General features: G+C 63.8%; 22 protein-coding genes. 8 read left to right on the top strand and 14 right to left on the bottom strand.

Annotation, left to right across the window (positions count from 1 at the left end; genetic code table 11):
• Positions 1-63 precede the first annotated feature (63 nt).
• The 4 genes from scpB to QF015_RS20795 all read right to left on the bottom strand — a co-directional run bounded on the left by scpB (position 64) and on the right by QF015_RS20795 (position 4,134).
• Positions 64-720, bottom strand: a complete 657-nt coding sequence (gene scpB / locus QF015_RS20810; RefSeq protein WP_310210041.1) for an SMC-Scp complex subunit ScpB — start codon at positions 718-720, stop codon at positions 64-66.
• Positions 713-1,630 (bottom strand): segregation and condensation protein A, encoded by a 918-nt coding sequence (locus tag QF015_RS20805; protein WP_429390620.1) that lies wholly within the window; start codon positions 1,628-1,630, stop codon positions 713-715. The genes scpB and QF015_RS20805 overlap by 8 nt, the downstream gene beginning before the upstream one ends.
• Positions 1,631-1,636: 6 nt before the next feature.
• Positions 1,637-2,536: a ParA family protein gene (locus QF015_RS20800; RefSeq protein WP_310210044.1), complete on the bottom strand. Its 900-nt coding sequence runs from the start codon at positions 2,534-2,536 to the stop codon at positions 1,637-1,639.
• 251 nt (positions 2,537-2,787) lie between these two features.
• Positions 2,788-4,134, bottom strand: a complete 1,347-nt coding sequence (locus QF015_RS20795; protein ID WP_310210046.1) for a cation:dicarboxylate symporter family transporter — start codon at positions 4,132-4,134, stop codon at positions 2,788-2,790.
• Positions 4,135-4,271: 137 nt separating this feature from the next.
• Here QF015_RS20795 and QF015_RS20790 point away from each other — a divergent pair, with 137 nt between their 5' ends.
• The 6 genes from QF015_RS20790 to QF015_RS20765 all read left to right on the top strand — a co-directional run bounded on the left by QF015_RS20790 (position 4,272) and on the right by QF015_RS20765 (position 11,007).
• Positions 4,272-5,918: an ATP-binding protein gene (locus QF015_RS20790; protein ID WP_429390652.1), complete on the top strand. Its 1,647-nt coding sequence runs from the start codon at positions 4,272-4,274 to the stop codon at positions 5,916-5,918.
• Positions 5,915-6,628 carry a response regulator gene (locus QF015_RS20785; RefSeq protein ID WP_429390619.1) on the top strand — a complete coding sequence of 238 codons (714 nt, stop codon included), beginning with the start codon at positions 5,915-5,917 and terminating at the stop codon, positions 6,626-6,628. The genes QF015_RS20790 and QF015_RS20785 overlap by 4 nt, the downstream gene beginning before the upstream one ends.
• Before the next feature lie 73 nt (positions 6,629-6,701).
• A complete protein-coding gene (locus QF015_RS20780; protein WP_310210052.1) occupies positions 6,702-7,343 on the top strand; it encodes a GntR family transcriptional regulator in 642 nt (213 codons plus the stop codon).
• A 21-nt stretch (positions 7,344-7,364) separates the two neighbouring features.
• A complete protein-coding gene (locus tag QF015_RS20775) occupies positions 7,365-8,885 on the top strand; it encodes an MmgE/PrpD family protein (protein WP_429390618.1) in 1,521 nt (506 codons plus the stop codon).
• Positions 8,886-9,791, top strand: coding sequence for a methylisocitrate lyase (gene prpB / locus QF015_RS20770; RefSeq protein WP_310210057.1), 906 nt, complete (start codon positions 8,886-8,888; stop codon positions 9,789-9,791).
• Positions 9,792-9,867: 76 nt separating this feature from the next.
• The gene (locus QF015_RS20765) at positions 9,868-11,007 is read left to right on the top strand and encodes a bifunctional 2-methylcitrate synthase/citrate synthase (protein WP_429390617.1); all 1,140 of its coding nucleotides are present in this window, start codon (positions 9,868-9,870) and stop codon (positions 11,005-11,007) included.
• Between the two features lie 74 nt (positions 11,008-11,081).
• Here the strand turns inward: QF015_RS20765 and QF015_RS20760 are convergent, their stop codons facing one another.
• Positions 11,082-11,579 (bottom strand): 8-oxo-dGTP diphosphatase, encoded by a 498-nt coding sequence (locus QF015_RS20760; RefSeq protein WP_429390616.1) that lies wholly within the window; start codon positions 11,577-11,579, stop codon positions 11,082-11,084.
• 56 nt (positions 11,580-11,635) lie between these two features.
• On the opposite strand from QF015_RS20760, the gene QF015_RS20755 reads away from it, so the two are divergent.
• Positions 11,636-12,406 (top strand): hypothetical protein, encoded by a 771-nt coding sequence (locus QF015_RS20755; RefSeq protein ID WP_310210066.1) that lies wholly within the window; start codon positions 11,636-11,638, stop codon positions 12,404-12,406.
• A 4-nt stretch (positions 12,407-12,410) separates the two neighbouring features.
• Here the strand turns inward: QF015_RS20755 and xerD are convergent, their stop codons facing one another.
• From xerD to QF015_RS20710, 9 genes are all read right to left on the bottom strand, one after another.
• Positions 12,411-13,370 (bottom strand): site-specific tyrosine recombinase XerD, encoded by a 960-nt coding sequence (gene xerD / locus QF015_RS20750; RefSeq protein ID WP_310210069.1) that lies wholly within the window; start codon positions 13,368-13,370, stop codon positions 12,411-12,413.
• Between the two features lie 2 nt (positions 13,371-13,372).
• Positions 13,373-14,035 (bottom strand): NUDIX domain-containing protein, encoded by a 663-nt coding sequence (locus tag QF015_RS20745; RefSeq protein WP_429390615.1) that lies wholly within the window; start codon positions 14,033-14,035, stop codon positions 13,373-13,375.
• A gap of 29 nt (positions 14,036-14,064) precedes the next feature.
• Positions 14,065-15,810 (bottom strand): CTP synthase, encoded by a 1,746-nt coding sequence (locus tag QF015_RS20740; protein WP_310210075.1) that lies wholly within the window; start codon positions 15,808-15,810, stop codon positions 14,065-14,067.
• A gap of 147 nt (positions 15,811-15,957) precedes the next feature.
• Positions 15,958-17,697, bottom strand: coding sequence for a DNA repair protein RecN (gene recN / locus QF015_RS20735; protein ID WP_429390614.1), 1,740 nt, complete (start codon positions 17,695-17,697; stop codon positions 15,958-15,960).
• 3 nt (positions 17,698-17,700) lie between these two features.
• Positions 17,701-18,732, bottom strand: a complete 1,032-nt coding sequence (locus tag QF015_RS20730) for an NAD kinase (RefSeq protein WP_310210081.1) — start codon at positions 18,730-18,732, stop codon at positions 17,701-17,703.
• A gap of 13 nt (positions 18,733-18,745) precedes the next feature.
• On the bottom strand, positions 18,746-19,558 hold the full coding sequence (locus QF015_RS20725; protein WP_429390613.1) for a TlyA family RNA methyltransferase: 813 nt from the start codon (positions 19,556-19,558) through the stop codon (positions 18,746-18,748).
• A gap of 3 nt (positions 19,559-19,561) precedes the next feature.
• Positions 19,562-19,855, bottom strand: coding sequence for a hypothetical protein (locus tag QF015_RS20720; RefSeq protein ID WP_310210087.1), 294 nt, complete (start codon positions 19,853-19,855; stop codon positions 19,562-19,564).
• Between the two features lie 9 nt (positions 19,856-19,864).
• Positions 19,865-20,851 (bottom strand): HAD-IIA family hydrolase, encoded by a 987-nt coding sequence (locus QF015_RS20715; protein ID WP_429390612.1) that lies wholly within the window; start codon positions 20,849-20,851, stop codon positions 19,865-19,867.
• Positions 20,844-21,707: a hypothetical protein gene (locus QF015_RS20710; RefSeq protein WP_429390611.1), complete on the bottom strand. Its 864-nt coding sequence runs from the start codon at positions 21,705-21,707 to the stop codon at positions 20,844-20,846. Before QF015_RS20710 ends, QF015_RS20715 begins: the two co-directional genes overlap by 8 nt.
• 6 nt (positions 21,708-21,713) lie before the next feature.
• Between QF015_RS20710 and QF015_RS20705 the strand changes: the two genes are divergently transcribed.
• Positions 21,714-22,751: a hypothetical protein gene (locus tag QF015_RS20705; protein ID WP_429390610.1), complete on the top strand. Its 1,038-nt coding sequence runs from the start codon at positions 21,714-21,716 to the stop codon at positions 22,749-22,751.
• Positions 22,752-23,279 lie beyond the last annotated feature (528 nt).

The following is a 23,279-nucleotide window of genomic DNA, read 5'->3' as shown; positions in this document are numbered from 1 at the left end:
GCACCCTGAAGGTGCCGTGAATCCGTATGAAATTTTCTTGCTGTGCCGGCGGAGGCCCGTGGGCTACATCCGGCTGGCGTCGTAGTACTCGTCGATGCCTTCCAGACCTGGGAGGTGCGGCGAAAGCTGGGGCAGTTCCGCCACGGAGCCGATGCCCATCCGCTCCAGGAAATACGAGGTTGTCCGATAAAGGACAGCCCCGGATTCAGGATCGTTTCCGGAATCCTCGATCAAACCCCGCTGGGTGAGGGTCCGGACCACCGAATCGACGTTGACGCCGCGAATGGCGGACACCCGGGCTCTGGAGACCGGTTGCCGATAGGCAATGACCGCCAAGGTTTCAAGCGCTGCCTGAGTAAGCCTGGTGGTCTGGCCTTCGAGCACGAACCTGCCCACGATCTCGGCGAAATCCGACCGTGAATAGATCCGCCACCCACCGGCGACGTTCCGCAATTCAAAACCCCGGGGTGCAGTGCTGGCATCGGCAAAGCCGACAGCATCCACGTCCGGGGCTTTAACAGTATAGCCGCTATACTCCCGCTGCAGTTCATGCAGCAAGTCCTCGACGACGGCGACCGTCACGTTAAGTCCGGCGGCCAGCTCTTCGGAGGTGGCCGGCTCGTCAATAACCATGAGGACTGCTTCCAGTGCCGCCTTTGCACCCCCGGGCAGCCCGTCCAGTTCAGCCAGGTCATCCTGGGCCGCTTCCTGCTCACTCATTGCTGTTCTCCGTGCTTCCCTGTCCGGGTCCCGCTTCGTATTCCTCGCTCAGGCTGGAACTGTCCCAATCTGCGTCATCACCTGTCCACCGCACCGTCAACTCCGCCAAGGGCTCGGGCTGTTCGAAGGCCACTACCCGGTCCCTGAACATTTCCAGCAGCGCGAGGAACCGCGCCACCACCACCAAGGTGGTTTCCGCGTCCGCTATCAACGTTTGGAAGGACAAGGGCGCACCCAACTTCAAGCGGTATCCCATGATTTCGGCCTGTTCCTTGACGCTGACCGGCGGCGCGTGGAGGTGGCCCAAGCCCACTTCCTCGGGCACGGCATCCTTGGGCTTGAGCGCTTTGGCGGCCAGTTCCGCAAACTGTTCCGGGGTGTGGCGCCAAACAAGCTCCGGCAGCAGGGCAGCGAAATGACCTTCCAAAGCAACCTGGCGGGGGTATCGACGTGCTTCCTGTTCCAATGTTTCGCCCAGGATCCCGGCGATCTGCTTGAACGCCTTGTATTGGAGGAGACGGGCGAACAACAGGTCCCGGGCCTCGAGGAGCGCGATGTCCTCGGCATCTTCCACTTCGCCGGACGGCAGGAGCCGGGCCGCTTTCAGGTCCAGGAGCGTTGCTGCAATGACCAGGAACTCACTGGCCTCATCCAACGCCCAGTCCTCCCCCAATTCCTGGAGTCGCCGGATGTACTTGATGAATTCGTCGGTGACTGTAGCCAACGCCACTTCGGTGATATCCATCTTGTGCTTGGAAATAAGGCCAAGCAGGAGATCAAAGGGGCCCGTGAAGTTGGCCAGCCGAACTTCAAAGCCGGCCTTGCGACCCTCGGAGGCTCCGGCGTCGGGCGCTGCCCCAGTGGCGGCAGCGTCCGCAGCCTCCGTAGCTGAAGCGAGTGACGGTCCCACCGTCCGCTACGGCGCGCCGCCGCGCGAGATCAGTTCCTTGGCAAGCCGGCGGTAGGCATCGGCACCAATGTGGTTGCCCGCATAACTGGTGATCGGCTCGGCCGCCACAGTGGCATCCGCGAACTTGATGGAGCGCTTGATGACGGTCTCGAAGACTTTGTCACCGAAGGCCTCCACCAGGCGCGAGATCACTTCGCGGCTGTGCAGGGTTCGGGCGTCGTACATCGTGGCAAGGACACCGTCCACCTGCAGGCGCGGGTTGAGTCGGTCCTGTACCTTTTCGATGGTCTCCACCAGGAGTGCAACAGCACGCAGGGCGAAGAATTCGCAGATCAACGGAATGATGACGCCGTGGGCGGCAGTCAGCGCATTGACGGTCAACAGGCCCAGGGACGGCTGGCAATCAATCAGGACGACGTCGTAGTCATCTTCGACGCTCTTAAGGGCGCGGTCCAGCACCTGCTCGCGGGCAACTTCATTGACGAGCTGGACTTCCGCGGCGGAGAGGTCGATGTTGGCGGGAAGAAGGTCAACGCCCTCGACGCCGGTTTGCTGGATGGCGTCACGGATGTCCACCTTGCGGTCCATCAAGACGTTGTAGACGGTCAGGTCCAGTTCGTGCGGGTTGGCGCCAAGCCCCGCGGACAGAGCACCCTGGGGATCGAAGTCCACCAGAAGGACACGCCGGCCGTATTCGGCGAGCGCAGCAGCGAGATTGATGGTGGACGTGGTTTTACCCACGCCTCCCTTCTGGTTGACCATGGCGATGACTCTCGCCGGGCCGTGGGAGGCAAGTGGAGCGGGTTCCGGAAATTCGCGGTAAGGGCGGCCGGTGGGCCCCATGACGGCGTCTTCCAGATCGAGCTCGGTGCCTTCCAGCGTTGCTGAACCCCGTTCGATGCTCACGTATCTAACCACTCTTTCGACGACGATCTTCCCTGCCGCTGGCCCCCAGCTACAGCGCTACTACCCACCTAGGCTACAGCGCCCGACACGGTTATTCGGGGAACTTGACTTTGTCCCCTTGTTGAGCCTTGACCCTCTAGTTGAGGTCGAAGGTTGACTGGAATGCCCCGCCTGGGCACCGACGCGGCGAAGGCCGGCACCTGGGCAGGTGCCGGCCTTCGGGTTGGTGCGATGCGTTGCTGCGGCCTGTGTCAGACGGCGGCCTTCTCGCGGGATTCCGCCTCCGGCGCGGCTTCCTCTTCGTTGCCGTGGGCGATCATGGTCTGCTCATCGAACGGCTCATTGCCGGAGAGGACGCGCTCCACCTGGCCGTTGTCGATCTCCTTCACCCAGGTGCCGATCAGGACGGTTGCCACGGCATTGCCGGTGAAGTTGGTCAGGGCCCGGGCCTCTGACATAAAGCGGTCGATTCCGACAATCATGCCAACGCCTCCCAGGAGTTCGGGCTTGTGTGCTTGGAGACCGGCGGCCAGGGTGGCCAATCCGGCACCCGTGACGCCGGCGGCACCCTTGGAAGCAATGATCATGAAGACCAGCAGGGAGATCTGGGCGCCGAGGTCCAACGGAGTTCCCATGGCGTTGGCGACGAACAGCGAAGCCATGGTCAGGTAGATCGCCGTACCGTCAAGGTTGAAGGAGTAGCCCGTGGGAACGGTGACGCCAACAACCGGCTTGGAAACACCCAGGTGCTCCATCTTGGCAATCAGGCGGGGCAGTGCTGCCTCGGATGAGGACGTGGAGAAGATCAGGAGGTACTCGCGGGCCAGGTACTTCATGAGCTTGAAGATATTCACGCCGGCTACGGCCCGGAGCAGGGTACCGAGGATGACCACGATAAACAGTGCGCAGGTGATGTAGAAGGCCAGCATGAGGGTGAACATGCTGAGGATTGCCTGGGCGCCAGTGGCACCGACGACGGCGGCAATGGCACCGAACGCACCCACAGGAGCCAGCCACATGATCATGATGAGGATCCGGAAGACCAGGCGCTGTCCGTGTCCAATGGCGGTGAGGATCGGGGTTCCTTGCTTGCCCATCTTCTGCAGGGCGAAGCCGACCAGGATCGCAGCCAGCAGGGTCGGCAGGACCGGAATGTCGCCCGGGATGATTCCGAGGAGGAAATCAACGGTGCTGTTGGTCTCCGTCTTCTTGTTGGGATCGTAGGGAGTCAGCTTGAGTCCTTCACCCGGGTGGATGAGGTTGCCCACCACGAGGCCGATCGCCAGCGCAAAAGTTGACATGGCCACGAAGTAGCCCAGGGCGAGTCCACCCACCTTGCCAACAGTGGCAGCTTTGGCAATGGAACCGATACCCAGGACGATGGTGCAGAAAATGACCGGGGCGATCATCATCTTGATGAGTTTGATGAAGCCATCGCCCAGCGGTTTGAGTGACTTGCCGACTTCGGGAAACACCAGGCCGACCACGGCGCCGAGCACTACGGCCAGGATGACCGCGATGTACAAGTAATGCGACTTGTCGAGCCCCTTGCGTCCAGCTTTGGCAGCTACTGCCGACTCTCCTCGTTGAGAGGTCATGGGAATCTCCTTTGGATACTGTGTAAGGCGCTGCGGTCCTGCACTGATGTCCAATCCGCTGCCCTTGTGTGATATCCATCATTGAGCCGCTGGTGACACACATCACCGTTGCGGTCATATTGGTCATGGAGGTCCACGTGTTTCACAGCTGGAGCATCGCCCGCCGCTTGTTCGTCGCAAACCTGCTCTTCGTCCTGGCGCTGACCGCGGTCTTCGGGGCATTCTCCGTGGTGGAGGCCCGGGACCGGGCCTACGACAATGCCGGCGGACGGATGCTGGCCGTGGCAACATCCCTTGCGGACAGTCCCTTGGTCCTGAACGCGGCATCCTCTGCAGACCCCACGGCAGTGCTGCAACCCTACGCGCTGGAGGTCATGGAGGATGCTGACGCGGATTTCATCACGATCATGGCCCCGGACCGGACCCGCTGGACGCATCCGCGGGTGGAGGAACTCGGCAAGCCCTACATCGGCACCATAGATCCCGCACTCCGCGGCGAGACGTTCACGGAGGTCACTGCCGGCACCTTGGGGCCCTCCGTCCGCACCATCGCACCGGTCAAAGCGGCGGACGGAACCGTCAAAGCACTGGTGGCGGCCGGGGTTACCGTCCGGACTGTCGACACGGATGTGGCCGAACGCCTCGGCGTCATCGGCGGCATTGCGCTGGTGGTGTTGTCCTTTGGTTCCGTGGCTTCCTGGCTCCTTGGTCGGTACTTGAAATCGGTGACCAGGGGGTGGGGGCCCGAACAGCTGGCGCAGCTTTTCGCCTACTACGAGTCGGTGCTGCACTCGGTCCGGGAAGGCGTGATCCTGATTGATACGCGCGGCAAGGCGGTCATGTACAACGACCAGGCGGCTGAGCTGTTGGGCCTTCAGCCATCCGACGCCGACCGCGCTCCGGACGCTGCCCCGAAACTTTCCGAGCTACCCTTTGACGGCAGCCTGCGGGCCCTGTTCGAATCCGGACGGCCCGCCCATGACGAAATCCACCTCACGGGTTCACGGATTTTGGTGGTCAACCAAGCCCCTGCGGTGGGGCCGGTGCCCGAGCGCAGCCGGCAGAAACCGGCGGTCTACGGCACGGTGGCCACCATCCGGGACCGCACCGAGATCGAATCCCTTGGTTCGGAACTCCAAACAATGAAGACGTTGTCGGATGCCTTGCGCGCCCAAACCCATGAACATGCCAACCGGCTGCACATGATCGTTTCGCTGCTGGAACTGGGACGGACGCCGCAAGCCCTGGACTTCGCCACCAAGGACCTTGAACTCAGCCAAAAACTCACCGATGACATGGTGGCATCGGTGGACGAGCCCGTGATGAGTGCGCTGGTCATGGGCAAAGCAGCGGAGGCCCATGAACGTGGTGTGGACCTGGTGGTCCGCACGTCAGGAAATTCCGGTGTCATGGGGCTGGAAGTCCAGGACCTGGTGACCATAGTGGGGAACCTGCTGGACAACGCGATCGATGCCGCAGCGGCGGGCGATGCTCCGCGCACAGTGGAGCTGGACGTCGACGCGGGATCTGCCGCCGTCGAATTCACGGTGCGGGACTCCGGTACTGGCATCGATCCTGATTCCGTCGACGACATCCTGCAGTACGGCTTCAGTACTAAGTCTCCGGCGGACAGCCCCCGGGGCGCACATGGCCGCGGCGTTGGCCTCGCCCTGGTCCGTCAGGCACTGGATCGGCTCAACGGTACGATGACCATCAGCAATCCCGGCGGAGCACAATTCCATGTCGTGCTGCCTGCACCGGTTCCCGAGGAAGAGAATTCATGACAGACATCCGTGTCCTGGTGGTGGAGGACGAACCGATAGCCTCGGACGCCCACTCCGTCTATGTTGGCCGTCTGGAGGGGTTCACGTTGGTGGGAACGGCACCCGACGGACAGTCAGCCCTTCGGATCCTCGGCGAGTTCGCGGCTTCGGGTTCGGCTGTTGACCTTGTCCTCCTGGACATGAACCTCCCCGACCTTCACGGCCTTGATGTAGCCCGGCGCATGCGGTCCGCAGGAGTCTTTGCCGACATCATCGCCATTACCGCAGTGCGTGAACTGAACATTGTCCGCAGTGCTGTATCCATCGGGGTGGTGCAGTACCTCATCAAGCCTTTCACCTACGCGACCTTTGCGGACAAGCTCAGGAGCTACCGGACTTTCCGGGAGCAGCTGGCTGGTTCACTGTCCGGAATTTCCAAGGCTGGGGCCTCCCAAAGCGACGTCGACCAGGCATTCGCAAGCCTTCGGGCCCCCACGGAACTGCCACTGCCCAAAGGCCTCTCCGGGTCGACCCTGGAATCAGTGAAGGACCTGGTGAGGGCGCGGCAGGTGCCGGTCTCCGCGAGTGAAGTCATGGACGCGCTGGGCATGTCCCGTGTCACCGCACGCCGCTACCTGGAGTATTTGGCCGACGCCGGGACAGTAACCCGGGCTCCGCGCTACGGCACCCCGGGACGCCCTGAGAACGAGTACGGCTGGAATCGCGGATAGGCTTCTGTATACACAGACTGCGTTTTTTGCCGTATTACTAGCCTCGTAGGCACTTGGTGTATACACTGAAGGCATGCGCGCCAGTGATCGGGCTTACGCCGCCCTCCGGGAAGACATCATTGAATGGCGGCTGCGGCCGGGCACTGTCCTCGCAGAAGTGGAGCAGTCCGAACGCCTCGGAGTGTCGCGCACACCGGTCCGGGAGGCGCTGAGCCGGCTGACCGCTGAAGGATTGACGACGGCGGCAGGCGGCCGCGGCGTCGTCGTCACCGATATCTCGCTGGACAGTATCGATGAACTGTTCGAACTGCGCGAAACCCTGGAGGTGCGCGCCGCCGCCCTCGCCGCCCAGCGGGGCGAGCCCGGTGTTTTCGCCGAGCTGCATACCCAACTGCTGCTGGCACCTGAACTGCTCAGCGACCAGGATCCCGCCCGCCACGAGTACTACGCCCTGGTGAGCCGCCTGGACGACGCAATCGACACCGCAGTCGCCAACTCCTACCTTGCCCAGGCGATGCGCAGCTTGCGCGTCCACTTGGTCCGCGTCCGCCGCCTGGCCGCCGACGACGCTGCCCGGCTCCACGCGGCCGCCGCCGAGCACGCGGCGATCGCCGAAGCCATCGCCGCCGGCAACCCGCGCCTGGCAGAAGCCGCCACCACAGTCCACCTCCACCGCAGCCTCACCCACGTCAAGGCTGCCCAGCTGGCCCGTTAACGTCCCACGAGAAGGAGCATCATGGTTAAGAACAACCACGTCCGCGTTTACAAGTCCGAGGAGAACCTTCCCCGCGAGGAGCAGTTGGCGCACAAGATCGCCGTGGTCGCTGCCGACCCCGTCGAAGTAACCGCCGAGGTCACCGACATGGTGATTAACCGGATCATCGACAACGCCTCGGTGGCCATCGCCTCGTTGAACCGGGCACCGATCGTCGCGGCCCGCGCACAGGCATTGACCCATTCCCCGTCTGCCAACGGCAAGGGCGCCCACGTTTTCGGGATCACCGAGCAAGTCTCCCCCGAGTGGGCCGCCTGGGCCAACGGTGTGGCCGTGCGCGAACTCGATTACCACGACACCTTCCTGGCCGCGGATTACTCCCACCCGGGAGATAATATCCCGCCGATCCTGGCCGTCGCCCAGCACGTCGATTCCAACGGTGCGGACCTGGTGCGTGCCATCGCCACCGGTTACGAGATCCAGGTGAACCTGGTCAAGGCGATCTGCCTGCACAAACACAAGATTGACCATGTCGCCCACCTCGGCCCCTCCGCCGCCGCCGGCATCGGCACCCTGCTCGGCCTGGACGTTGAGACGATCTTCCAGTCCGTGGGCCAGGCCCTGCACACCACCACCGCCACCCGGCAGTCCCGCAAGGGCGAAATCTCCACGTGGAAGGCCCACGCCCCGGCGTTCGCGGGCAAGATGGCTGTTGAAGCGGTGGACCGTTCGATGCGCGGCCAGACCTCCCCGGTGCCGATCTACGAAGGTGAAGACGGCGTGATCGCCTGGATGCTGGACGGCCCGGATGCCTCCTACGAGGTTCCGTTGCCGCTGCCCGGTGAAGCCAAGCGCGCCATCCTGGACACGTACACCAAGGAACACTCCGCCGAGTACCAGGCCCAGGCGTGGATCGACCTCGCCCGCAAGCTCAACCGCGAGCACCCCGAAACCACCGATCCGGCCAACGTGAAGTCCGTGCTGATCAAGACCAGCCACCACACCCACTACGTCATCGGTTCCGGCGCGAACGATCCCCAGAAGTACTCCCCCACTGCGTCCCGCGAGACCCTGGACCACTCCATCCCGTACATCTTCACCGTTGCCCTGCAGGACGGCGCCTGGCACCACGTGGACTCCTACGCCCCCGAACGCGCAGCACGCCCGGACACCGTGGAACTCTGGCACAAGGTCACCACGGTCGAGGACCCGGAATGGACCCGCCGGTACCACTCCTTGGACATCGCGGAGAAGGCCTTCGGCGGCACTGTTGAAATCACCCTCAACGACGGCACGGTCATTACCGATGAAATCGCCGTGGCCGACGCGCACCCCCTCGGTGCCCGGCCGTTCGCCCGCGAGCAGTACATCAACAAGTTCCGCACCCTCGCCGCCGGTCTCGTGGAGGAAGCCGAAATCGAAAGGTTCCTCGCCGCCGTCGAACGCGTCACCGAACTCGGGGAAGGCGAACTGGACCAGCTGAACATCACCGCAGCGCCTGGCGTGATCGACCTCACCAACGCACCTAAGGGACTGTTCTAAATGCTGTACTCCAAAGTCACTCCCGAACAGAAACGCCTCAAGCTGCGGGAGCTGCTGGCTTCCGGGACCGTGCAGCAGTTCCCGGGCGCGTTCAACCCGCTCTCGGCCCGGCTCATCGAGGAGAAAGGCTTCGCCGGGGTGTACATCTCCGGCGCGGTCCTGGCCAACGACCTCGGCCTGCCCGATATCGGCCTGACCACCCTCACCGAGGTGGCCACCCGGGCAGGGCAGATCGCCCGGATGACGGACCTGCCCTCCCTGGTGGACGCGGACACCGGCTTTGGCGAGCCCATGAACGTGGCCCGGACCATCCAGGAACTCGAAAACGCGGGCCTGGCAGGCTGCCACATCGAGGACCAGTTCAACCCCAAACGCTGCGGACACCTGGATGGCAAGAACGTGGTGGACATCGACACCGCCACCAAACGCATCCGCGCCGCAGCAGACGCCCGCCGGGACCCGAACTTCCTCATCATGGCCCGCACCGACATCCGCGCCGTCGAAGGAATCCAGGCCGCACAAGACCGCGCCAAAGCCCTCGTAGAGGCCGGCGCGGACGCCATCTTCCCCGAAGCCATGCGTGATCTGAACGAGTTCCAAGCCATCCGAGACGCCGTGGACGTGCCCGTCCTCGCCAACATGACCGAATTCGGCAAAAGCGACCTCTTCACCGTCGACCAACTCCAAGGAGTCGGCGTGAACATGGTCATTTACCCGGTCACACTGCTCCGCATTGCCATGGGCGCTGCAGAGCGTACGCTGGAATCGATCAAGGCTGCGGGGACCCAAGAGTCGCACGTTGGAGACATGCTCACCCGTGCGCGCCTCTACGAACTCGTCGACTACGAGGCATACAACCAATTCGATACCGGCGTTTTCAACTTCCAGGTGCCTGGCGTCCGCTAGGTTCCGGATTCATCAAGGGGAACGCAGGCGCTCCGGATCGCCCGGCGCGCCTGCATAATGAACGAAGGAGTTCAGCATGGCTGCTGAAGACATCAAAAAAGGCCTTGCCGGCGTCGTGGTGGACTACACCGCGGTCTCGAAGGTCAACCCGGACACCAACTCGCTGCTGTACCGCGGGTATCCGGTCCAGGAACTGGCCGCCAAGTGCAGCTTCGAAGAAGTGGCCTACCTGTTGTGGAACGGCGAACTGCCCACCAAAGAAGAGCTGGCCGAATTCACTGCGCGGGAGCGTGCCGGCCGCGCCCTGGACCCCGTGGTCAAGTCGGTAGTGGATGCCCTCCCCACCACGGCGCATCCGATGGACGTCTGCCGCACCGCGGCGTCGGTGCTTGGTGCACGGCACGAACTGGCCGAGGATTCCTCGCCCGAAGCCAACATGAAGAAAGCCATCGACCTCTGGGCAGCCATGCCCGCCGTCGTAGCCTACGACCAGCGGCGTCGCCACGGCCAGGAGCCTGTGGAACCGCGCGAAGACCTCGACTACTCCGCCAACTTCCTCTGGATGACCTTCGGCGAAGAACAGGTCCCCGAAGTGGTGGAGGCGTTCAATGTCTCGATGATCCTGTACGCAGAGCACTCCTTCAACGCCTCAACCTTCACCGCCCGCGTGGTCACCTCCACGCTCTCCGACCTGCATTCAGCGGTGACGGCGGCGATCGGTGCACTCAAGGGTCCGCTGCACGGCGGCGCCAACGAAGCTGTCATGCACACCTTTGACGAGATCGGCATCCGCAGCGAAGAGTCCCTCGAGGAAGCTGCCACGCGTGCCCGGGCCTGGATGGAAGACGCCCTGGCCCAGAAGAAGAAGGTCATGGGCTTCGGTCACCGCGTCTACAAGCACGGAGACTCCCGCGTGCCCACCATGAAAGCCGCGCTCGACAAGATGATCGCCCACTACGGCCGGCCCGAGCTTCTGGGACTCTACAACGGGTTGGAACAGGCCATGGACGAGGCCAAGGCCATCAAACCCAACCTCGACTACCCCGCCGGGCCGACGTACCACCTCATGGGCTTCGACACCCAGACGTTCACCCCCTTGTTCGTGGCCAGCCGCATCACCGGCTGGACCGCGCACATCATGGAACAGGTTGCCTCGAACTCCCTGATCCGTCCGCTGAGCGAATACAACGGACCGGAAGAGCGGCACGTGCCGTAAGGCTGCTGCCTCCCAGGCATAACCAACGACGGCGGACCGGTCACCGAAAGGCGACCGGTCCGCCGTCGTTTCCGTTACGCCTCCGGGTCCGCCCACTCCATCGTGCTGACATGGGCCACGTTCTCATTGTCTGCTGCCAAGTCCACCCGTACGGCGATTCGCTGACCGGAAATCATGGCCGGGAGCCAGTGCTCGGCATCGGCCCACATACGGTCCACCGGGAGCTGGGCCACCGGAAACCAGGCCGGAGCGATCTCCTCGCTTTCGGACGGGTCCCCTTCCCACGCCCGGGTCAGGAAGACCGTGGTGGCCATGTTCCACTCCGGCCTCGCCGGAAACACGAAATCGACGGTGCCGGCCGGAATCAGGTCCTGCGCCCGAACCAGCACGTTGATTTCCTCCCTGACCTCCCGGCAGGCTGCCTGCGAGGCGGTCTCCCCCAGCTCCACGTGTCCCCCGACACCCACCACCTTGCCCTGTCCAAAGCCGGTCTTCTTGGTCCCGAGCAGGACGTGCCCGCCGTCCGCACCGTCGCGGAGGAGGAAGCACAAAGTCACATGGGCAGCAGTCATGCTGCCTACCTTAACCTGATCTCCCCTGCCGGTCCCGCCATTGCTACAGTGAGCCCATGACTGAAGGTGGGGGTGACGCGCGCGCCGTTGTGGCCGCCGCCGTGGACGCTGCAGAGGTGCCATCCGGCGAGGGTGGCACCGGTGCTGACACTGTTGCTGGATCCGTTGTCACAGCGACGCCGGAACGGGACGCGTGGCTGCCTCGTTGGCTGGTGGCGCACCCGCTCTACGCGGGCTGGGCCTGGACCGTGGTCTGGGCGGGGTTGATTGTTCTGGACGAAGTAGTCGACCTGGCCGGATGGACCTGGTACCTGCTGGTCCTGGTGGCAGCGTTGCCCACGTTGATCTCCACCCTGGTGGTACTGCATGCCACGCCCCGGAGCCATCTCAGGGCGGTGGATGCGACAGTCCTGGGCCACTTCTTCGTGCGGTTCCTGGCACTCGTGGCAGCGTTCATGGTGTGGGCTGCCTCCGTAGTGATGAGCGCCTCCATCTCCACCACGGTCCAGTCATTGATCGGGGACTCCGAAAAGGAAGTCACAGCATTGGGGTTCAACCTCATGCTTGCCGCGGTCCCCCTGGTGCTCTCCATCCTGTGGATGGCGTTCATCGTGCGCTGTGCATGGTTCCTGCGGCGGTTGCGCGGCTGGCGCCAGGTGCCCGTCAAGACCCGGGTTCCCAAGAAGTTCCTCAAGGGACGCCCCCGGCTCAAACGCGTCGTGGTGGGCCTTGCGCATCCGGGCCTCCTGCTCGTGGCCGGGTTGGGTACCTCGCTGTTGGCACTGTTTGTCGACGCGGTGGAGTTGACCCTGAACGTGCTCGGGTAGCTGCTTATCCCAAGGCCCTGGGGTGCGCCGCCGCATAGACCTCGCGAAGCGTGTCGGCAGTGACCAGCGTATAGACCTGGGTGGTGGTCACCGAAGCGTGGCCCAACAACTCCTGTACCACCCTGACGTCCGCTCCGCCTTCCAGCAGATGGGTGGCGAAGGAGTGCCGCAGGGTGTGTGGCGAGACGTCCTTGGTGATATTCGCTTTTTCGGCCGCCGTCTTAAGGATGGTCCAGGCACTCTGCCTGCTGATCCTGCCGCCCCGCGCATTGAGGAACAGGGCAGGAGTGCCCTTGCCCTTGGATGCCAGCAACGGCCGGCCGCGGACAACATAGGCTCCGACGGCGCGGGCTCCGTACGAGCCAAGAGGCACCAACCGCTCCTTGGAGCCTTTGCCGAACAACCTGACGATCGCCGGATCACCCCCCGTGTCTTCAAGGGAGACATCGTCCACGTCCAACCCGACAGCCTCACTGATGCGGGCGCCGGTGGAGTAGAGGAATTCGAGGAGAGCGCGGTCCCTGAGCCCTGTGGGTGAGTCGGCTCCGGCAGCTTCCAGTATCCGCGTGACTTCACCGACGCTGATGGCTTTCGGCAGCCGCCTGCCCGGCATGGGCGGGTGAACGTCGCTGGCGGGATCCGCCGTCGTGGTTCCTTCCAGTGCCCAGAACTTATGAAGCCCGCGGACGGCCACCACGGTTCGCGCCGCAGACCGGACTCCCAGGACCGCGGCACCGTCGCTGCCGTCCGACAAAGCCTGGACGAAAGCGGTCACATGATGCCGGGTAATATTGCCGGGCCGTTCCACACCCTGGGCAGAGAGGAAGTTCGAGTACCGTGCGAGGTCCCGGCGGTATGCGGCAAGGGTATTGGCTGCCAGGCCGCGCTCCACGCCCACATGCTGCAGGTAGTCGGTGACTGCGCGGTCAATGCCGTTGGGGGCCCGAGTCGCAGCTTCGGCCATGCTCAGCGCTGGCTCGGGTGAGCCGGCCAGGGCGCATTGGCAGGACGAAGGCTCGTGAATCCGTCCGCCTTCGCCGCAGCAGCGGCCAGGATCCCCAAAACGGCGGAAGGGTTGTGCAGTCGGCCTTCGAGGACCGCTTTAACAGCGTCCTCGAGCGGAACCCAATGCAACTCGATTTCTGCCTCTTCGTCGGTACGGGTGTGCCGATCCGCTTCCGGGACATCGCTGAGGCCGCGCGCCAAATAGATGCGAACAGCTTCACTGGAGGAGCCCGGCGAGTTGAAGAAGTCCACCAGGACGTTCCATGTGGCGGCAACGAGGTCCGCTTCCTCCGCAAGTTCCCGCGCAGCACCCACCACGAAGTCCTCGCCTTCGACGTCCAGCAGACCGGCAGGAATCTCCCAGAGGTCCATGCCGACGGGATGCCTGTACTGCTTCAGCAGCAGGATCTCGCCGTCCACGTTCATGGGAAGTACCGCGACCGCGCCCGGGTGGTCGATGTAGTCACGGACCAGTGTGTCGGTGTCCTCACTGAGCTGGAACGAATCGCTCACGACGTCCCAGATGCGGCCCTCATAAACCTTGCTGGAAGACAAAAGACGGCGCGGGCTCGGCATGTCCGAAACCTGCCTTGATGTGCGGGGGGTTTCAGAAATACCGGGCATCGCGCCGTCCTTTTGTTAGTACTTGCGGTTTACTTGGCAGCTACCGTGCGGGCACCGGTCTTGGTGGCAACGGGGCCACCTTCGCGGCGCTCGAGTGCGGCCTTGACCAGACCTGCGAACAGCGGGTGCGGGCGCGTCGGGCGGGAGCTGAGCTCCGGGTGCGCCTGCGTTGCCACGTAGTACGGGTGGACTTCGCGGGGAAGCTCCACGTACTCCACCAGCTTGCCGTCAGGAGAGGTACCGGAGAAGACCAGGCCCGCGGAGGCGATCTGGTCACGGTACTTGTTGTTGACCTCGTAACGGTGACGGTGGCGTTCGCTGACCGTGGTGGTGCCGTAGGTCTCTGCGATGACCGAGCCCTCGTCCAGCTTGGCTTCGTACAGGCCCAGGCGCATGGTGCCGCCGAGGTCTCCCTTGCCTTCAACGATGTCCAGCTGCTCTTCCATGGTGGCGATGACCGGGTACTTGGAATCGGGCTCGAACTCGCTGGAGGAAGCGCCTTCAAGGCCAACCACATTGCGGGCGTACTCGATCACCATGCACTGCAGGCCAAGGCACAGGCCCAGGACCGGAAGCTTGCTTTCACGGGCGAACTTCAGAGCACCAAGCTTGCCTTCGAGGCCACGGATACCGAAGCCACCCGGAACGCAGATGGCGTCCACGCCGGCGAGGGCCTTGGTGGCACCGGCAAGGGTTTCACACTCGTCCGAGGGGACCCAGCGGATTTTGACCTTGGCTTCGTTGGCGAACCCGCCCGCGCGGAGTGCTTCGGTCACCGAGAGGTACGCGTCCGGGAGGTCGATGTACTTGCCCACCAAGGCAACCTCAACTTCGTGCTTGGGGTTGTGGACGGCTTCGAGCAGCTTGTCCCACTTGCTCCAGTCAACGTCCTTGAACGGCAGGTCCAGCGCACGGACGATGTAGGAGTCCAGGCCCTGGGAGTGCAGTGTCTTGGGGATGTCGTAGATGCTGGGGGCATCAGCGGCGTTGACCACTGCGTCGATGTCGACGTCGCACATGCGGCCGATCTTTTCGCGCATGGCCTCGGGAACTTCGCGGTCCGAACGGATCACAATCGCCTCAGGCTGGATACCAATGGAGCGAAGGGCTGCCACGGAGTGCTGCGTCGGCTTGGTCTTCAGTTCCTGCGAAGGGCCAATGTACGGGACCAAGGAAACGTGCAGGAAGAAGACGTTGTTGCGGCCAACATCCTGGCGCACCTGGCGGGCCGATTCCAGGAACGGCTGGGACTCGATGTCGCCCACGGTGCCACCGATTTCGGTGATGATGACGTCCGGAGCGTTCTTGCCCTCGGCGGGAAGGCGCATGCGGCGCTTGATTTCATCGGTGATGTGAGGGATGACCTGGACAGTGTCTCCGAGGTACTCGCCGCGACGTTCCTTGGCGATAACCGTGGAGTAGATCTGGCCGGTTGTAACGTTGGCCGAACCTTCGAGGTTTTCGTCGAGGAAGCGCTCGTAGTGTCCGATATCGAGGTCGGTTTCTGCGCCATCATCCGTCACGAAGACTTCACCGTGCTGGAAGGGGTTCATCGTGCCCGGATCCACGTTCAGATAGGGATCGAGCTTCTGCATTGTTACAGACAAACCGCGTGCCCGCAGCAGGTGACCGAGGCTGGAAGCCGTCAGACCCTTACCGAGCGAGGACGCCACACCACCGGTGACGAAGATGTGTTTGGTCGTCTTGGACGAGCCCGGGAACCGGGAATTTACACGGGAATTTGATCGCTGCACCACGGAATTCGAGCTTATCATCAATTACGCCTTCCAAGCGTCCTGTTCGGATTCCCCAAATGGTCAATAGTTGCTCACCACTGCATTCCAAGCAAGGGCCGGGCGGGATTTTGGGCGCCGATGTGACGGTGCTCGCACTCCGGGTTCCTTGCACGCCCGGCTCCTGCGCTACGCCCGCTGCGGGAGGAGCTTCGCGTCGTCCAGTAATTCCTGGGCGTGAGCCTGCGCCGATTCGGAATCCTCTTGTCCGGCCAGCATGCGGGCAAGCTCCTTGACCCGCTCGTCGTCGCTCAGGAGCTGCACGTCACTGGAGGTGAACCCGGTGGTCGTCTTCCCATCCGCGCCGCGCACGGAGGTTTTCGTGACGCGGATGTGCTGATCGGCAAATGCGGCCACCTGGGGCAGGTGCGTCACCACCAGGACCTGGACATGCCGGGCGAGCATGGCCAACCTTCGGCCGATTTCGACGGCGGCACGCCCACCCACGCCCGCGTCCACCTCATCGAAGACGAACGTCGGCACAGGATCCACCGCGGCAAGCACTACCTCGATGGCCAGCATGACGCGGGACAGTTCACCGCCCGAGGCTCCCTTGCCCAGCGGCCTGGCCGGAGCGCCGGAGTGGGGCTGGAGAAGGAAGGCGATCTCATCGGTGCCCCACGGGCCCAGCTGTCCACTTCCATCGACCTCGATGACCAGCGTGGCATCAGCCATCGCCAGGGCCTTGAGCTCGGCGCTGACCCGGGTTGAGAGGTCTTTTGACGCCTTCAGGCGGGCCTTCGTGATGGCCGCAGCCTGCTTGCGGAGCGTCGCCTCCGCTGAAGCGACTTCAGCGTCCAGGGACTCGATGCGGGTCGAGTCGTCCTGGAGCTCTTCCAGACGGGTCCGGGCGTTGGCGGCCCACTCAAGTACTTCGTCAATGCTGGGCGCATACTTGCGGATCAGCTTGGCAAGGGCAGCCCGGCGATCCTCGATCTCAGAGAGCCGCTCAGGGCCTTCGGTATCCAGGGCCGCCTGGTAGCTGGAAAGCTCCGTGGCGATGTCGTTGAGAAGAAAACCGACCTCCGCCAGCCGCGCGGCGGCGGAACGCAACTCTTCGTCGTGGTCGGCAACATGCTCCAGCGTCCGTTTCGCCGCATCCACCATGGTGGTCGCGTCGCCGGCGTCCCCAAATTCCTCCGCGATCAGCGACTCGTGGGCTGCGGCCGCGGCCAGCCGGAGCTCCTCGACGTTGGCGAGCTTCACGGCCTCGGCCTTGAGCGTCTCGTCTTCGCCCGGCTGGGGATCCACCTCGTCGATTTCCTTGAGGGCAGCATCCAGGGACTCAGCCTCACGAAGACGCTCCCGGGCTTCACTGCGCAGCGTCTCGAGCTCGGTCTGGATGGCCTTCCAGTGGCTGTACAGCTCCTGGTACTCCCCCAGCGTTTTGGCGAGGGGTGCGCCGGCGAACCGGTCCAAGGCGTGGCGTTGCGCGGTGGCGCTCTTGAGCCGGATCTGGTCGGACTGGCCATGGACCACCACCAGGCTCTCGCCCAACTCGGCCAAGACGCCGACAGGTGCGGCACGCCCGCCAACGTAGGCACGGCTGCGCCCATCGGCACCCACGGTACGGGCAAGCAAAAGCTCTGCAACGCCGTCGAACTCTTCGGCCTCGCCGCCGGCCTCTTTGGCGCGCTCCACGGCGCTGTGAGCAGGATCGAGCTTCAAGACTGCCTCGGCAGACGCTGACTTGGCGCCGCTCCGGACGGCACCGGCATCCGAACGGGCGCCCAGGAGGAGTCCGACGGCGGTCACCACCATGGTCTTACCCGCACCGGTTTCGCCGGTGACGACGCTGAGGCCGGGGCCCAACGGCAAGGCAGCGTCGGTGATGACGCCAAGGTCACGGATTCGGAGTTCTTCAAGCATGGTTCACTTCGCATTCGTGGGGTCGGAAGGGTCACCGTCCCTGGGACCTTCAGCATCCCGAGGACTGGGCAACGGAGCCGGTGAAAGGGTCCGGATGACGGGGATGGGGCCGGTGTGGACTTCCCCACTTCGGGGAGCCGGTCCACGCCAGCCATGGATGGGGAGCTCAAACTTGCGGACGAGCCTGGCGGAGAAGGGAGTCTTATGGGTTCGGGCCAGCCGCACCGGAGTGGCAGACCGGGTAACTTCGACACGCGCCCCGGGCGGCAGATCCACCGACCGCCGCCCATCACACCAGAGAACGCCCAGCGCATCCGTCCGGTTCATGATTTCGACGGCAAGCTTGGACCTCGGCGAGACCACCAATGGCTTGGCAAAGAGGGCGTGGGCACTGATCGGAACGATAACCAGTGCTTCAACCTCCGGCCACACCACAGGCCCTCCCGAGGAGAACGCGTAGGCGGTGGACCCCGTGGGGGTGGCCAGGACGACGCCGTCACAGCCGAAGGACGTCAACGGACGCTCATCCACTTCCGTGACCACTTCCAGCATGCGTTCCCGGTTGGCTTTCTCGATGGCGGCTTCATTCAACGCCCACGTGTGCCAGATCTTTTGACCCTTGACCCAGACCTGGACGTCGATGGTCATGCGCTCTTCCACCGTGTACTGGCGGCTGGCGATCCACTCGACGGTCTGTGCCAGATCGGCGCGTTCGCTTTCTGCCAGGAATCCAACGTGCCCCAGGTTGACGCCCAACAAGGGGACATCCACCTCGCGCACGAGTTCCGCGGCCCGGAGGATGGTTCCGTCTCCACCGAGGACCATCACCAGCTCCACGTCCTCCAGGTTGACGTGGTCGTTGAGGATCTCAATGGGAGTATCCAACGCACCGAAGAAACGCTCGATGTCGGCAAGTTCCGACTTTTGCAACACAGGAACCAAACCGGAGGAATGCAATTGCGTACAGGCATCCCACGCTGCGCGGAGCGATTCCTCCCGCCCAGTGTGGGCAAGGACAAGTACACGCCTGCTCATCGGGTTCTGCTTTCTAGTGGTTTGGCCAGAGTTTCTTGATCAACGCAGCAACGTCCTCGTCCCGCTCTTCGATCTTAGGCAACACCGAGGACATCCTGCGCTTCATCCACAGGAAGTATTCAACATTTCCGTCCTGGCCCGGCAACGGGCTGGCTGCGAGGTCCACCAGATCAAGCCCGGCGTCCACCGCAGCCCGGGCAACCTGGGCGACAGCCCGGCGTCGTTCATGATCTGAGGTGACCACACCGGTGCGGCTCAGCCGTTCCTTGCCCACTTCGAACTGAGGCTTGACCATCAGGACCAGGTCCCCGCCCGGTTCTGTACAGTCAGCGAGCGGCCCGAGCACAAGGGTCAAGGAAATAAAGGACAGATCCGCCACCGTCAGGGTTGCCTGGCCGCCGATCTGCTCCGGAGCCATGTACCTGACGTTCAAGCCCTCATGGACGTCCACCCTGGGGTCCTCCCGGAGGTGCGGCACCAATTGGCCGTGCCCGACATCCACGGCCACCACCTGTGCCGCCCCCTGCCGCAGCAGAACGTCGGTAAAGCCACCTGTGGAGGCACCGGCGTCGAGACACCGCTTTCCGGCAACCACGACGGCGGGAAACGCCTCCAGCGCGCCGGCCAGCTTATGCCCGGCGCGGCTCACGTAGATATCTTCAAGATGCGCCTCGACCGTCAGATCCGTAGTCGAGTCCACTTGGTGCGCCGCTTTTGCCATGACCGTCCCGGCAGAGCTTACTTTGCCATCGCTGATGAGTTTTGCGGCATGGGTGCGGGACCTCGCCAGCCCACGGGTGACCAGTTCCTGATCGAGTCGTGCCATACGCTAGCTGTCGCCTTCCGGGCGGGGGATGCTTTTAGGGCCTGCAGGCAGCCCGGGTTCGGCATCCAGTGCCTCAAGCAAGGAGTCGTGCAGTGCAGCGTACAGATCGCCATGGTCTGCCACGGGAGTCGACGGCACCTCGTCCAGGACGCCCAGGGCCCCGTCCACCAGCGGGTCGCCGGTGGGAGTGGGGGCGTCGGGCCACTGGACCTCCGGGCGTGCAGATTCAGGACTTTCAGGCACGTGGCCCTCTGGGCCATCGTGGGCTGGCGCCGGAAAGTTGTTGGGCTCGGTCATCGCACCAGTCTAGTGAGTTCGCCATTCCAGCTGCGGCGCCTGCGCCACGGCCGTCGTGGGCAATTCCGCCCACCAGGCAGCGCAAGCGGCGCGCCACGCATCGAGGTCGCCCTCGTCGCCCGTGACTATCACGGTGTTGTCTTTCGCAACGGCCGAAGCCGCGCCGCAACGGAACGTCCCGCCGTCGTTCACGACATCCGGGTACGGGGCGTAAAGGCCCGCCAAATCAGCCAACAGGTAGGTGGGACGTTCGTCGGTCCGCGCTGCGAGGATGGTGCGGGTGGTATCAACCCCGGTGAGGACGGCCGCCGTCGCATATCCTGCACGATTGCCGCCCAGGATGTCCGTATCCAAGCGGTCACCCACTACCAGCGGGCGATCCGCCTGAAGCCGCTTTGCGGCTGCGTGGAAGAGCGGCGCCTCGGGCTTCCCAGCCACCAAGGGGGTCTTACCCGTGGCGGCTGCTACTGCAGCCACCAGCGTTCCATTCCCCGGTGCCATCCCACGGGCTTGCGGGATGGACATGTCCGTGTTCGTGGCAAACCACATGGCTCCTCCGGCCACCACGTACGATGCCTCCGCGAGGTCCTTCCAGCCAATCTCAGGGTTGAATCCCTGGACAACGGCAACAGGCGACTCAGCAGCACTGTGCACGGGCGTGAGACCCACCAACTCAATCTCATGGGCCAAAGCCGCGCTGCCGGTAATGAGGACATGCGCCCCCGCAGGCAGCATGGAAGCCAGGAGCTCCCCTGCTGCCTGGGAGGAACTGACCACTTGATGATCCTCTGCCGGCGCGCCCAGCTCACGCAGGTGCGCCGCGACCTGGGCCGGTGTCCGGGAAGCGTTGTTCGTCACGTAACCCAGGCCAACGCCCACGGTCTCCAGACGTCGCAAAGACTCCACGGCCCCCGGGATGGCATGCGGTCCTGCATAGACCACCCCGTCCAGGTCAGAAAGGACGGCATCAAAGGATGAGATCAGTGAATCAGCCATGCTGGGAGTCGGTACCCTCGTTCTCGGTGTCGGCTTCCTCAAAGTGTGTTTCTTCGTCTGCGTCTGTTTCTTCCGCTGACCCTGTTTCTTCCTCTGCAGCGTCTTCGGCCGAGTCAATGTCCGACTCAGCATCATCCGACTCGAAGTAGTCCGATTCCGCGTCATCAAGTTCAACGTCATCGTGCTCTACGTCAGCCGCAGCGGCTTCCGCAATGACCGTTTCCGTCTCAGGCTTGACGACGTCGGCCTCCGGAGCCCGCTTCTCAAAGCGCGGCTTGCGGGCGGCTGCTTCTTCCTGCTCGTCCCAACCAAGATCCAGAATCTCAGGCTCAGCGAAATCTCCGACGCCCAGGGCATTCTCAGCCACCAGGGCCTGGCGCGCCCACTTGTCCGCTTCCTCCGTGCGCCCCACGGCGGTGAGAGCCTCGGCGTAAGCCCGGAAGAGACGCGGGCTGTAAGAGAACGCCCGGTTCATGTCCAGCTGTGGGATCTCCAGTTCGGTAACGGCAGCATCGAACTGCTTCAGATCTGCACGGGCACCCGAAGCCACCATGGCAAGCTCTACCTTGCCCGGAGCATCAAGGTCCTGGGCTTCAGGGGAACGGACCATGTCCAAGGCACGATCCGGACGTCCGAGGCCACGCTCGCAGTCAGCCATCACAGGCAAGTGCACATTGGAACCGCTGATGCGGCGGTATGTACGGAATTCACGCAGGGCCTCACCGTAGTGGCCCGCGGCGTAGGCGGTAAGGCCCACAGCTTCACGGACAACGGAGAGACGCCCGCCACGGCGGCTTGCGGCCAAGGCATGCTGGAAGGCCAACTCGGGCTCAATGTCGATCAACCGGCCAGCCATGACCAGGTGCTTCGCAACCCAGCCTGCACTCTGCTCCTCGAGGGTCTTGATCTGGTGGCCCGTGGCGCGGTCGAGTTCCTTGCCCGTAACGTCATCGTCAATCTCGGGAGAACGTTCGCGATCAGGACGGTTGGCGCTGCGGATGTCCTTGGCGTTGGGAACGCGGGCCGGACGATCTTCCCAGGAATTGCCACGGTCATTACGGTCGCGGTCACCACCGAAGGAGCGGCGCTCACCATCACGGGCAGGACGATCATTGCGGTCACCAAACGGCTTACGGTCGCCGCGGTCATTGTTGAAGGGGCGACGCTCATCGCTGTCACGACGCGGGCCATCGAAATTGCGCGGGCCACGCTCAGGACGATCGCCGAACGGCCTGCGGTCGCCGCGGTCGTTGTTGAACGGACGACGCTCACCATCACGGGCCGGACGATCGCCGAACGGCTTACGGTCGCCGCGGTCGTTATTGAAGGGGCGACGCTCACCATCACGGGCCGGACGATCGCCGAACGGCTTACGGTCGCCGCGGTCGTTGTTGAAGGGGCGACGCTCATCGCTGTCACGACGCGGGCCATCGAAGTTCCGCGGGCCACGCTCAGGACGGTCGCCGAGCGGCTTGCGGTCGCCGCGGTCGTTGTTGAACGGGCGACGCTCACCATCACGGGCCGGACGATCATTGCGATCACCAAACGGCCTGCGGTCGCCGCGGTCGTTGTTGAAGGGGCGACGCTCACCATCACGGGCCGGACGATCATTGCGGTCACGGTCTCCACCGAAGGAACGACGCTCACCATCACGAGCAGGACGATCATTGCGGTCACGGTCTCCACCGAAGGAACGACGCTCACCATCACGAGCAGGACGATCGTTGCGGTCACGGTCTCCACCGAAGGAACGACGCTCACCATCACGAGCAGGACGATCGCCGAACGGCTTACGGTCACCGCGGTCGTTGTTGAACGGACGACGCTCACCATCACGGGCCGGACGATCATTACCGTCGCGGTTCTCCCTGGAACGGAACCCCCGGGGATCCCCGCCTGAATTGTTGTTGGGGCGGTACGAACCGCGGTCGTCGCGGTTTCCGCCGAAGTTTCCGCGATTACCGCCGCGATTACCGCCGTTGTGCTCAGCCATGGTGGATTCCTCCTGTTGCGAGCCGACCACTGGCGCGTGCGTAGTCGCTCATAACCCTTATTTCGTTGTCACGCCGCCGACAGCGCTTAGCTACCGACTCGTTTGTCTTATGCAATTCTATTCGACTCGGCCACGGCCACCGAACGCCTTGAGCCGATGAAGGGTCCCTCGTGGCAAGTCTCACAGCTCGGGTGAAGCCCCATATGAACAGGTCCTGGAGCGGATTGTTGTCCGTTATGTGGGCTAGGGCCTTGGCTCGTGGCGATGTCGGTTATGTGGTGACGGCGGTGATGATCGGCGTGGATCCGCAGCGCGGCCTGTGATGCGGCCAACCTGGGGGTGTTTGTGGGTTAAAGGGGAAGAGCCCCGACCGTGTGGTCGGGGCTCTTGCCTAATGTGTGTCCGGCGGTGTCCTACTCTCCCACACCCTCCCGG

It is taken from the genome of Paenarthrobacter sp. TE4293, assembly GCF_050435325.1.
GTDB classification, from domain to species: Bacteria; Actinomycetota; Actinomycetes; order Actinomycetales; family Micrococcaceae; genus Arthrobacter; species Arthrobacter nitroguajacolicus_C.
The sequence above is the reverse complement of the archived record's forward strand: the minus strand, read 5'-3'. Positions and strand labels throughout refer to the sequence as shown.

Bases quoted from the DNA above. Each gene is read 5' to 3' on its own strand.
- scpB (WP_310210041.1), bottom strand. From the start codon at position 720: ATGAGTGAGCAGGAAGCGGCCCAGGATGACCTGGCTGAACTGGACGGG.
- QF015_RS20795 (WP_310210046.1), bottom strand. From the start codon at position 4,134: ATGACCTCTCAACGAGGAGAGTCGGCAGTAGCTGCCAAAGCTGGACGC.
- QF015_RS20785 (WP_429390619.1), top strand. From the start codon at position 5,915: ATGACAGACATCCGTGTCCTGGTGGTGGAGGACGAACCGATAGCCTCG.
- QF015_RS20780 (WP_310210052.1), top strand. From the start codon at position 6,702: ATGCGCGCCAGTGATCGGGCTTACGCCGCCCTCCGGGAAGACATCATT.
- QF015_RS20775 (WP_429390618.1), top strand. From the start codon at position 7,365: ATGGTTAAGAACAACCACGTCCGCGTTTACAAGTCCGAGGAGAACCTT.
- prpB (WP_310210057.1), top strand. From the start codon at position 8,886: ATGCTGTACTCCAAAGTCACTCCCGAACAGAAACGCCTCAAGCTGCGG.
- QF015_RS20765 (WP_429390617.1), top strand. From the start codon at position 9,868: ATGGCTGCTGAAGACATCAAAAAAGGCCTTGCCGGCGTCGTGGTGGAC.
- QF015_RS20760 (WP_429390616.1), bottom strand. From the start codon at position 11,579: ATGACTGCTGCCCATGTGACTTTGTGCTTCCTCCTCCGCGACGGTGCG.
- QF015_RS20755 (WP_310210066.1), top strand. From the start codon at position 11,636: ATGACTGAAGGTGGGGGTGACGCGCGCGCCGTTGTGGCCGCCGCCGTG.
- xerD (WP_310210069.1), bottom strand. From the start codon at position 13,370: ATGGCCGAAGCTGCGACTCGGGCCCCCAACGGCATTGACCGCGCAGTC.
- QF015_RS20745 (WP_429390615.1), bottom strand. From the start codon at position 14,035: ATGCCCGGTATTTCTGAAACCCCCCGCACATCAAGGCAGGTTTCGGAC.
- QF015_RS20740 (WP_310210075.1), bottom strand. From the start codon at position 15,810: ATGATAAGCTCGAATTCCGTGGTGCAGCGATCAAATTCCCGTGTAAAT.
- recN (WP_429390614.1), bottom strand. From the start codon at position 17,697: ATGCTTGAAGAACTCCGAATCCGTGACCTTGGCGTCATCACCGACGCT.
- QF015_RS20730 (WP_310210081.1), bottom strand. From the start codon at position 18,732: ATGAGCAGGCGTGTACTTGTCCTTGCCCACACTGGGCGGGAGGAATCG.
- QF015_RS20725 (WP_429390613.1), bottom strand. From the start codon at position 19,558: ATGGCACGACTCGATCAGGAACTGGTCACCCGTGGGCTGGCGAGGTCC.
- QF015_RS20720 (WP_310210087.1), bottom strand. From the start codon at position 19,855: ATGACCGAGCCCAACAACTTTCCGGCGCCAGCCCACGATGGCCCAGAG.
- QF015_RS20715 (WP_429390612.1), bottom strand. From the start codon at position 20,851: ATGGCTGATTCACTGATCTCATCCTTTGATGCCGTCCTTTCTGACCTG.
- QF015_RS20710 (WP_429390611.1), bottom strand. From the start codon at position 21,707: ATGGCTGGCCGGTTGATCGACATTGAGCCCGAGTTGGCCTTCCAGCAT.